This is a genomic window from Mariniflexile fucanivorans (assembly GCF_004341235.1).
Taxonomy (GTDB): domain Bacteria; phylum Bacteroidota; class Bacteroidia; order Flavobacteriales; family Flavobacteriaceae; genus Mariniflexile; species Mariniflexile fucanivorans.
The window spans coordinates 322,237-333,530 of the sequence record NZ_SLUP01000005.1; the positions used below are offsets into that span (position 1 = coordinate 322,237).

At 33.8% G+C, this 11,294-nt stretch carries 9 protein-coding genes and 2 tRNA genes; 5 read left to right on the forward strand and 6 right to left on the reverse strand.

Translation table 11 applies throughout. From position 1 onward, the window contains the following. Nucleotides 1-61: 61 nt before the first annotated feature. The 6 genes from EV196_RS12075 to EV196_RS12100 form a co-directional block, all read right to left on the reverse strand. On the reverse strand, nucleotides 62-1,267 hold the full coding sequence (locus EV196_RS12075) for a primase-helicase family protein (RefSeq protein WP_132218015.1): 1,206 nt from the start codon (nucleotides 1,265-1,267) through the stop codon (nucleotides 62-64). A 69-nt stretch (nucleotides 1,268-1,336) separates the two neighbouring features. Continuing rightward, nucleotides 1,337-1,609, reverse strand: a complete 273-nt coding sequence (locus tag EV196_RS12080) for a helix-turn-helix domain-containing protein (protein ID WP_132218016.1) — start codon at nucleotides 1,607-1,609, stop codon at nucleotides 1,337-1,339. A 533-nt stretch (nucleotides 1,610-2,142) separates the two neighbouring features. Continuing rightward, nucleotides 2,143-2,226: transfer RNA gene (locus tag EV196_RS12085), tRNA-Leu, on the reverse strand. A 29-nt stretch (nucleotides 2,227-2,255) separates the two neighbouring features. Beyond that, nucleotides 2,256-2,327, reverse strand: a tRNA-Gly gene (locus EV196_RS12090). Between the two features lie 95 nt (nucleotides 2,328-2,422). Further along, nucleotides 2,423-5,002 carry a DNA mismatch repair protein MutS gene (gene mutS, locus EV196_RS12095; protein WP_132218017.1) on the reverse strand — a complete coding sequence of 860 codons (2,580 nt, stop codon included), beginning with the start codon at nucleotides 5,000-5,002 and terminating at the stop codon, nucleotides 2,423-2,425. 229 nt (nucleotides 5,003-5,231) lie between these two features. Beyond that, nucleotides 5,232-7,244 carry an LruC domain-containing protein gene (locus EV196_RS12100; protein WP_132218018.1) on the reverse strand — a complete coding sequence of 671 codons (2,013 nt, stop codon included), beginning with the start codon at nucleotides 7,242-7,244 and terminating at the stop codon, nucleotides 5,232-5,234. A 261-nt stretch (nucleotides 7,245-7,505) separates the two neighbouring features. On the opposite strand from EV196_RS12100, the gene EV196_RS12105 reads away from it, so the two are divergent. From EV196_RS12105 to EV196_RS12125, 5 genes are all read left to right on the forward strand, one after another. Beyond that, nucleotides 7,506-8,036 carry an RNA methyltransferase gene (locus EV196_RS12105; protein ID WP_132218019.1) on the forward strand — a complete coding sequence of 177 codons (531 nt, stop codon included), beginning with the start codon at nucleotides 7,506-7,508 and terminating at the stop codon, nucleotides 8,034-8,036. 103 nt (nucleotides 8,037-8,139) lie between these two features. Further along, nucleotides 8,140-8,964, forward strand: coding sequence for a hypothetical protein (locus EV196_RS12110; RefSeq protein WP_132218020.1), 825 nt, complete (start codon nucleotides 8,140-8,142; stop codon nucleotides 8,962-8,964). A gap of 76 nt (nucleotides 8,965-9,040) precedes the next feature. Continuing rightward, nucleotides 9,041-9,697, forward strand: a complete 657-nt coding sequence (locus tag EV196_RS12115; protein ID WP_243652236.1) for a class I SAM-dependent methyltransferase — start codon at nucleotides 9,041-9,043, stop codon at nucleotides 9,695-9,697. A 260-nt stretch (nucleotides 9,698-9,957) separates the two neighbouring features. Beyond that, nucleotides 9,958-10,365 carry a hypothetical protein gene (locus tag EV196_RS20045; protein WP_132218021.1) on the forward strand — a complete coding sequence of 136 codons (408 nt, stop codon included), beginning with the start codon at nucleotides 9,958-9,960 and terminating at the stop codon, nucleotides 10,363-10,365. Between the two features lie 437 nt (nucleotides 10,366-10,802). Then, nucleotides 10,803-11,285: a Crp/Fnr family transcriptional regulator gene (locus tag EV196_RS12125; protein WP_243652237.1), complete on the forward strand. Its 483-nt coding sequence runs from the start codon at nucleotides 10,803-10,805 to the stop codon at nucleotides 11,283-11,285. Nucleotides 11,286-11,294: the final 9 nt, after the last annotated feature.

Sequence of the window (11,294 nt, forward strand, 5' to 3'; positions counted from 1 at the left end):
TTTGATGACAAAATGATGATACAATGATGACGGCCTTAGCCCAACAAATACAACAGGTTTTCTATTCTGTCATCAAATCATCAAAATTTTCAGTTAAAAATGATTTCTCAACGGTAAAATAGCGCCCCTTGGCATCTACCAACGTCATATCTCCGTCCGTCCAAATCACAAATTTTTGATAGCTATTGGAGTTGCCCTTGTTGCTCAATCTCCAATCCTTCTTCAGTAACCTCCGCAGTTGGGTCAGATCCGTTTTTATGCGAGTCCTGTTGAGTGCCAAAAGGGCATCCAATGGGCAAAGGTCAACGGCTTCCAAATCAAATTTTTCAATCACTCCCATCAGAATACTTGCCAGTTCCTTTTCAACCCGATTGCGATTGTTCTGTACCAACTTTATCAAGGCTTTGGTCTTGATCTGTTGGGCAGTGAACCACATGCGGGTTAAATGCTTTGAATGCAGTTTTCGGTTTGTTAGATAATAAAGGAAGGCTGGGATTTCTTCAATCAATTTTTCCAAATAGTTGGTCTGTTCTGCTTCCAGAACGGGAACTTTGATCACCCAAAAACGGGTTTCATTGGCATCAATCTTAATAAAGCTATCTTCATTGTTACTGCAAAGGATAAACTTGCCAAAGAACTCGACCTCGCGTTTATCCTTGCCCTTAGCTTCCAATTTATTGATATTGGTGGTACTGAGGTATTTGATGCGTTCAGTAAGTTCCTCCTTGTTGAACAACACTTCGTCAATACATATCAAAAGCTTGTTTGCCCAATCGGCATTGAACTGGCTGCTGAAACTGTCATTGGTCAAGTAGGTCAGGTTGTTCTCAAAGATTTCCTTGAGCCATTTTAAAAAGGTGCTTTTTCCCGTGGAGCGTTCCTTGGAGACCAAGCATAATATTGGGAGTACCTGAATAGGTTTTAGATATAACAATTGAAGGTAGTCCAATCCCAATTCGTAATGCTTACCAAAGATGTGTTTTATGAATTTTAGGGATAAGGTAATGTCTCCCTCTTTGGGCACTTTGACCAAAGGGGAGTAAATATTGTAAAAACCAAGGTATTCCTGTTTAAATTCTATATGGCTTGGTATGCAGGTAAAGCCATCATATTTAGAAATTTTGCTTAAATGGTCTTTTCCATGGTCTTGTTTGATGGTCTCCATGTTCCAATGCACAAGGATCTCGTTGAAGTGACCAGCTATGGTTGGGGCTTTGACACGTTTATAATAGGACGTGCCCACACGTATATAGGGTATCTGTTTCATAAGAATTGTTTTTATGCCATGGGAAATCACGGCAAATCGTTAGACTGTTTGATTTTGTCTTAAAAAAGTTTAGGCATTTTTCACCAGATCACCTGCTTGGGTGTTTAAGTTTGGTTCTCGCTTATGTTGTAGTAACCAATCCACAAGTTTCTTCTTATCGAAAAAGACCATTTTACCGTTGGGTTTGGAGTGTGGAATTTTTCCGGAAGCTGTAAGTTTGTAAAGATAACTTCTGGATATGCCCGTATAATCACTGGCTTCATCAAAGGTTAATACTTCTTTGCTTCCAACAAGTAGTTTTTCTAAACGATCCAATCGTTCCAGTATTAAAATAGTGTCCATTTTTATTGTTTTTTAGGTTAATAAAATGAACAAAAGCGCTTTTGTTATCCCTTATGGGATTATGGCAGTAAAGGTATAAAATGTGGCTATTGAAAGAAAAAATAAAATAAATAATTTATTCACAAATAATTGACAAACAATAAGTTAAACCAATAATCATCAAATTTAATTAAGTTTTTAGTCTGTGATATTTCCATATGTCATATGCCGTCAAACGGTATCAAATTTAATGTAAATAAAACGCCCTTTTTAGCTTTGATTTTGGGTTATTAACAATAAGAATTAAAGATTTTGATAAATGTTGGTTTCTGAAAACGCAGATTTTAAAAAATTTGACTTATTTATCAATAGATAGCTTGAAGTCTCGGGGAATTGAATTTCATCAACTATTACTAATTGAAATTAATAAGATTTTTTATTAAATAATGTTAATTGATATTAAATATTATGGCTCTATACAAAACATCAATATGTTGTACCTATGTTGTACCTAAAATAAAAAAGTCCTTACAAGAAATCTTGTAAGGACTTAGTACTGAGGACGGGACTTGAACCCGTACAGCCTAATGGCCATTGGATTTTAAGTCCAACGTGTCTACCAATTCCACCACCTCAGCATCTTGGTATATTTTTAAGAAAGTTTCAGAGCGAAAGACGGGATTTGAACCCGCGACCCTCACCTTGGCAAGGTGATGCTCTACCCCTGAGCTACTTTCGCAATTTTTAAGAACGTGCAACATCGCTATTGCGGATGCAAATTTAAAATTTTTCTAGGAACTGCAAAGCCTTTTTGTAAAATAAATTAAAAAAAAATTAAGCGCGTTTTTTCTTTACCAACATTCGCTTAATTTCATTCAATTTCATAAGTGCTTCAACAGGCGTAAGTGTATCAATATCAATATGTAATATTTCTTCTTTTATATTTTCCAATAGTGGGTCGTCTAAATTAAAAAAACTAAGTTGCAGATCGTCCGTTAGTGTTTTCACCTTATCGGTAAGCTCTTCACTGGAATGGGACTTCTCTAATTTCTTCAAAATAGCGTTTGCGCGATGCAAGACTTGCTGCGGCATACCTGCCATTTTCGCTACATGAATTCCGAAACTGTGTGCACTACCCCCTTCAACCAGTTTTCTTATAAAAAGCACATTGTCTTTTAATTCTTTAACTGAAACATTGTAGTTTTTTATGCGACCAAAAGTTTCCGTCATTTCATTAAGTTCGTGGTAATGAGTCGCGAATAATGTTTTTGGTTTTGCAGGATGCTCGTGCAGATACTCGCTAATTGCCCAAGCTATCGATATCCCATCATAGGTACTTGTTCCACGACCAATTTCATCTAAAAGAACCAAACTTCTATCGGAAATATTATTCAAAATGGAAGCTGTTTCATTCATCTCCACCATAAAGGTCGATTCACCCATCGAAATATTATCACTCGCTCCTACTCTAGTAAAAATTTTATCAACCAAACCTATTCTAGCTTCTTTTGCTGGTACAAAACTTCCTATTTGAGCTAATAATACTATTAAAGCGGTTTGACGCAAAATAGCCGACTTACCAGACATATTTGGCCCCGTAATCATAATGATTTGTTGATTGGTTCTATCTAAAAACACATCGTTTGCTATATAGGCTTCACCAATAGGCAGCTGTTTTTCAATCACTGGGTGGCGACCATCTTTTATTTCTAAATCATACGATTCATCAATAATTGGGTACACGTAATTATTATCGGTTGCCAATTGTGCAAACCCACACAAACAATCCAATTGCCCAATTAAAAAGGCATTTTGCTGTACTGGTTTTATGTATTGATTCATCCAAGTAACTAATTCAGCAAATAATTGCTGCTCAATCACCATTATTTTATCTTCTGCACCTAAAATTTTGGTTTCGTATTCTTTTAATTCTTCCGTGATATATCGTTCGGCACTCACCAAGGTTTGTTTACGAATCCAGCTTTCTGGCACTTTATCTTTATGCGTATTACGGACTTCAATATAATACCCAAACACGTTATTAGAATCTATTTTTAAAGAGGTGATGCCGGTACGTTCACTTTCGCGTTGCAACATTTTATCGAGATAATCCTTCCCAGATTTTGATAAACCTCGCAATTCATCTAATTCTGAAGAAAATCCTGGCGCAATGGTATGTCCTTTCAACACATTAACGGGCGCATCTTCATTAAGCATTTCTTTAATTTTTGCTCGCAGAATATCGCAACTTTGAAGGGTGTCCCCAATAATTTTTAACGAATCGTTATCACAATTACTTGCCAACGATTTTATAGGAACAATAGCTTCTAATGAATTTTTAAGCTGAATAACTTCACGCGGATTCACCTTTGCCGTTGCCACTTTAGAAATTAAACGTTCTAAATCGCCAATATGGTTGATGTGGTTTTGCACTTTTTGAAGCGTGCCGTTTTCATTTTTCAAATAATGAACCACTTCATGGCGCTGTTTTATTTTATCAATGCTTTTTAAAGGCAAAGCCAACCAACGTTTTAGCAAGCGCCCGCCCATAGGCGAAATGGTTCTATCAATAATATTTAAAAGCGTTACCGCATTGTTGTTGGTGGAATTGTATAATTCTAAATTTCTAATGGTGAATTTGTCCATCCACACATACGCTTCTTCCGAAATTCTAGAAATAGCGGTGATATGCTGAAGTTTGTTATGCTGCGTTTCACCCAAATAGTGAAGAATAGAACCCGATGCGATGATGCCTTCATACAAATCTTCAATACCAAAGCCTTTTAATGTTTTAGTGTTGAAATGTTTGATTAGGGTTTCATAAGCATAATCGGTTTGATATACCCAATCTTCCATGTAAAAGGTATGAAAATCTTTTCCGAAGGTTTCATTAAAAAGGGTACGTTTCTGCTTAGAAACCAACACTTCACTCGGATTAAAATTTTGCAGTAGTTTATCAATATATTCGGCATTTCCTTGAGACGTTAAAAACTCACCCGTAGAAATATCTAAAAATGAAATTCCTATATACTTCTTATCAAAATATACCGAACACAAAAAGTTGTTGGATTTCGACACTAACACCTCGTCATTAAAAGCAACACCTGGTGTTACTAATTCAGTGACGCCTCGTTTTACAATATTCTTAGTTAATTTAGGGTCTTCAAGTTGATCGCAAATAGCAACACGCTGTCCTGCTTTTACCAGTTTTGGCAAATAGGTATTTACAGAATGGTGCGGAAAACCTGCCAACTCAATTTCACTTTCGCTTCCTGCACCACGTTTTGTGAGCGTAATACCCAAAATACCAGCAGCTTTAATAGCATCTTCACCAAAGGTTTCGTAAAAATCGCCCACACGAAACAACAACATAGCATCAGGATACTTTGCTTTAATGGCATTGTACTGTTTCATTAACGGAGTTTCTTTTTTTGCCAATGGAATGTTATCGTTTAGTTTGCAAATATTGTAGGGCTGCTAAAGTAACTAATATTTAAGGGTTCTTAAAATAGTCTTATCACAAGTTATTTACAAAATATTAAATAGTTCATAAAAAGCGTATTTATGCCTTTTTTTAAATATTAAACTAAAAAGCCCGATTTTTTAAAAAAAATCGGGCTTTTATGAATCAAAACAATCTTATTTAATTATCAATCAGGTTTTCATTTCTATTTCCAGGGTTATCTTTATACCAATCTTGGTAATTTATTCCTCCCGAAGTAGCCCAATCGTTAAAAAAATTATAGGCACTATTAATGGCTATTTTTTCCTTTGGCACTTTAAAATCATGAATAATACTTATTGCCCATGGGAATCCTGAACTTGATATATAATCGCCGTCAGCATCCTTATTAACGCCTTCAATTTCAAAACTTTTTTTACCTAAACTTGTGGTATGTCCATTTGGCAAATGCACTTCTTTTTCTCTTATTTTATTAACTATCAAAAAAGGATTAAAAGGAGCTGTTCCCAAATCGTTAGTACTAATAGGCTCAGTAAACTTAATTGAAATGGTGGTTTCTTTAGATAGCATACTTTCTGTATTATCAAATAAGATGACTACAGCATTTTCTTGACCCGCTTCGGTTCCATTTGCATTTAAACTTACATAATCATGTTGTAAAACAGGCCCTGTAACACTTGCAATTTGAGATGGTGAAAGATTTTCAAATTCAATACCAAACCCGTTTGTATAACCCGCTCCATTAGCTTTAACAGTAAAAGTGAAATCAAGTTGTACGGCTAAGTTTTGTGAATTTAAAACAGCTATAGCCTGATAGTTTAAAGCCATATCATTAAAATCATAATCCCCTGTTGAAGGCCACAAATCTTCAAAAGCTAGGGTTCCTAAACCATATTTACTAGGTGTAAATACCTCAAAAGCTTTGTCTGCATCATTTGGAAATGAATCGTCTGAATCTAAAATACCATCGCCGTCAGTATCTACTTCTACCGGGTTTGTGGCGTAAACCCTAAAGGTTGTTAAATCATTAATGGTGCGTCCATAATTGGTATTATTCCCTGCACTTTTTCCGTAGTTATACTTCCAACCACCAGTTTGTGTATCCATAATGATTAAATTTGAACTACTACTATTCTCCGATAACCATAATTCTTGATTAGAATCAAAAGTCATCGATGTTGGCGAAAACGGTAAATTATCTGCACTTATTCTTGTACTACTATACTCATCTCCATTTAGCTCTAATTTATAAAGCCCTGAAAAAGTACACATATATAACTCGCCTTCATTATCAAAAGCCAAATCGCCACCAATATTATTGTGCAACCCATTTATGGTCCATGTATTTATAAAGGTTCCATTCGTTGGGTCTATTGTGTATAGAATATTAGCATCTGAAAAATAAAGTAATCCATCTCTGTAATTATATTCTAATCGCGGACCACCTTTTCCTAGGTTTTTAACTGTTTCCCAAGCATCTGTTTCAATATGATATTTCATCAAAGGATAAGGGCTACTTTTTCCAATGGAATAAAGCACTTTGTTTGGCTGGTCGATGGCACAGGTAAAGCTACCCATAGGCATATTAGATAAATATGTGAAATTACCATTTAGAGGATCTACTTGAAATAATTCTGCACTACCATTTACGCAATATAAATAGTCTGTAACATTTGAAGCAGAAGATTTTCCTGTAACAGATTTTCCCGTAGCAGATTTTCCTGTATAACTAACTTGTTTATTAGTAATATTTTGAATAACTGATGAATATTTAAGATTCTCTTTCCTTCTTAAATATAATTGCGTGTAATATTTTGGTAAGTTTATAGTTTGACTTATAACACCATTGTATGGAACTCCAGAAAAAATAAATTGGTTTAAAACATCCGATTTAAAAATAGAATCTGTAACCATCAAACCTTCTTCATTTTCATAAGTTTCCATACCTACAAAATAACGATCACTAGAATAAGCATAAACATCGTATTTTACATTAGGGGTCGCATCGTTAATGACTACTTTAACTTGCTGATCTGTACTAAAATCAAATCCTGCGGGTATAGACAAGGTATTTGAAGAAACTTCTTCTTCATCAATGGCTTCATTCTCAGAAAAATCTGGATTTACACTACAAGAATAAATAAAGATTACTAAAACATTAAGCAGAATGAAATTAAATTTTGGGGCTTTCATATCATTTACATTTTAATTTTTAATTCATTTTTTAACTTTCTATAAAAAAACAGCACAAATAGTCTTTTATAAATAAGAGCACCAAAAGTACATAATTTAACAAGTAAGCGTTTACATTTTTATTCAAATAATCAAAAAACATCGATGAAAACGCTTTTTTGTATCGACGAACGGTAAAAACTTGTAAAATAGAGTTTTAACAAAATTCATTATTTTAATATCTCATTTTAATTACAGCCATTTTTTTTTGAATATTTGCACATGAGAAAACTAAAAAACAGCGAATTAGATAGATTAAGCGTTGAAGATTTTAAGAATATAAAGAAAACACCCTTAATCATTATTCTTGATAATATTAGAAGTTTAAACAACATAGGTTCCGTATTTAGAACGAGTGATGCTTTTCTAATTGAAAAAATTTATCTGTGTGGTATTACGGCAACACCGCCACATAAAGACATCCATAAAACAGCATTAGGAAGTACCGACACGGTAGATTGGGAACATGTAGAAAACACGATAGATTTAATTGAAAAGTTAAAAGCTGAAAACGTAAAAATTTGTGCCATAGAACAAGCTGAAAACGCCACCATGCTTAACGACTTCAAACCCGAAGCAAATACAAAATATGCCTTAGTTTTTGGTAACGAAGTAAAAGGCGTCGCCCAAAACGTGGTTTCAGCAAGCGATGTGGTTATTGAAATACCACAATATGGGACCAAACATTCCTTAAATATTTCGGTGAGTTGTGGCGTGGTGGTATGGGATTTATTCAGTAAATTAGGCGTCTAAAACTAATTAGACACACACAAAAATAATCTCACAGATATACACAGTAAAGAATTAAAAAAATCAGCGACTATCCCTGAAATCTGTGGAAACAAAACTAAGACACATGAAACCACTATTTATTTTTTCGATTTTTACCGCCATAACGCTTTCATTCGCTCCAATAAACGCACAGGAAATTCCTATTGAATATCTGGCTATGGACATGCAAGCGAACAAGCAAGAGCAGAGCAAAACTATTTTAAATGAAGAAATTCCCGGTGTAACGTCAGAGCATGTTGCCATTACCAGTGCTATTACCCAAAAGGCAAACATTGACGATTCCCACAAAACCATTTACCTATTCATAAAAGGATATGGTACGCTAACTTCTGGAAGTGAAACTTATAACATTGTACCCGAAACCATTATGCTGCCAAACAATGTTGAAGGTATTACGTTTAAACCTGTTGAAAACGATACGCTTCATTATCTTAAAATATCCGTTTTCCAAACAGAACTTGATCGTGAAGACATCAAAACGTTTCCAAAAGAAAATATTGATAATATCTATTTTAAACAATTCACAGACTGCAAATCGTACACCGAGCCTATAAAAAGTCCGCAAACAACAAGCAGAACAATTTTACCTAACAAATACATACCAAGAATTGCTATGGGTACCGTTAGAACTATTGGACCAGATAAAGTTGGCGCCCATGTACACGGCATGCTAGAACAATTATTTTTAGGACTTGAAGATAACCATTCCATTGTGTATGCTGATGAAGCTCAGGTTAATTTCCCAGAATATTCTCTACTTCATATCCCACTAGCCTCAAGCCATTCTGTAAGTGTAGATGCCAACAAAGAAATGTATTATGTATGGATGGATTTCTTTAGAGATAAAGATGGTGAAGAATGGTTAAAAACCCATAACACAAAAGAATAATAAAAAACATTGTAAAAGTAAATCGCGAATATTTTATGCAATGGCTCCTTTTGCTAAAATTTCACATTCTTAATACGTGACAAAAAAAGCTAAAAACCCGTGGCCAACTAAAGATGCCATGAGTCAGATTTACGAACTGAAACTTTGGGGCGGAAAGGAATTCGATTTTTACTCTGGCGCAGGTTCTCATGCTCCTGAAATTACAAAGCCTTACTTAGAGGCTTTAACTACTTTTTTAACCGCTTTTAAAACACCTTTAACCGTCTGCGATTTGGGATGTGGCGATTTCAATATTGGAAAACACCTCGTTGCATACACCAAAAAATATGACGCTATTGATATTGTTGAAGACCTTATTAAAAGAAACAAAAAATTATTCAAGGAAAACAATTTAGAGTTTCAATGTTTGGATATGGCGAACGATGAGCTTCCAGATGCAGACTGCATCATTTTACGTCAAGTTTTACAGCATGTATCAAATTCCGAAATACAGAACCTTGTTAGAAAATTAAGCGTTTATAAATACATTATTTTAACAGAACATCTGCCTTTTGGAAACTTCAACCCCAACAAAGATATTATTTCCGGACAAGGCATTCGGTTAAAGCAAAATAGTGGTGTTAATTTACTTAAAGCACCTTTTCATTTTAAAGTGGAAGAAGAAACTGTTTTAAACGAATACATTATGGAAAATAATAAAGGGCGTATTGTTACTATGTTATACAAAACATAGCTTTTAACAAATGTATCGCTTAACAAACAAAAAAACTACTGAGATAAACAACCCTAGAAAAGGGATATCGAACAAAAGCCCCAGAGACCTTTTATAAAAAATCGATGAATGACAATGTATAGTGTGAAAAAAGATATTTTTTGTAAGTTATTATCTATTATATTCGTGTAGATATATTGCGGATATAGTCTATTGGTTATATTCATATATTGTGCTTAATGGTGAGAATGAAAAAATTGTAAACCTTAAATTTAAATATTTTGAACAGAAAATTTATCCCTTTAATAATTTTAGTAATAACGTTAACTGCATGTGCTCAAAATAAGAATACTAATCCACTAATTGGAAATTGGCTATTTGTTAATGGTTTTTCAAATGAAAAGCAAACTTTTCAGAATGAGAACAATAGAATGAAAACTTTTACTAATGATAATACATTTTATTTATCTCACTACCAAGATGGAAAAAGAGAAAAAACAATTCAAGGAGAATATGAAATTATAGATGAAAACCATTATTCCGAAAAATTAGGAAAAGACTTAAAAGTAACTTATAAGTTTACCATTAGTAATGACACTCTGAGATTTCAAGGAGAATTAAAAATACCTCTTGAAAATGGAAATTATAAAAAGGTAGCAGTAAAAGAAACTTGGGTGAAAAATAATTAAAAATTGAATAAATCACTAAGCAGTATATAAAAAATTGCTGTTTTGTGCTTAATCAATGTTAGTTACTTTGTTTACTAGCTTCTGATTTTCCTTTGGAAAATCCTCGCACAAAAACAAAAAATAAACATAAATTTTAAAGCCCTCAAAACAGATCAATGTATTATACCCTCTCAACAATTACAAAAAAAACTTAACTCCAAAACTTTCATTATTCTCTTTCAAACTTCTTACTTTCTAATCTAAAGATTGATTCACAGAAAAAACACACATCGATTAATTTGATATTGACATATATCAATGTTTTTCAAAATTATTTACCTCAACTTTGAGGTCGATAATTATATTTAGATTACGGAACAATGCTAGCAGACATCATTCGAGCAAAAACAAATCTTAGCGAAGAACAAATCAGTAATATATTATCTTGTTTCAAACCAATGCATGTTAAAAAAAACGAACTTGTACTGGAACGGAACGCTGTCGCTAACCAGTTGTTTTTCATTAAGAAAGGCTGTCTTCGCTTATATTATATTAATGAAGATGGCAATATATCGACCCGGTTTATGGCTTTTGAAAACACCTTCTTAACCTCCATTGTTAGTTTTATTTCTAGAGAACCTTCGCCTGAATATATACAAGCCGTAGAAAATTCGGAACTTTTAGTGATTAGCAATAGTGATTTTGTTCATTTAAGAAACACCATACCAGCCTGGGATAACATATACATCTATATTCTTGAATATGGCTTAACAGTAATAAACTCTAAACTTAGCAGCCTTTTAACACAAAATGCCACCGAACGTTATCTAAGCTTACTAAAAAACAACCCAGAACTCATTCAGAGGTTATCTAATTCAAACCTAGCGGCCTATTTGAACATTACACCAGAAACGCTCAGTAGGCTTAAATCTCAAATATAAATATTTAAA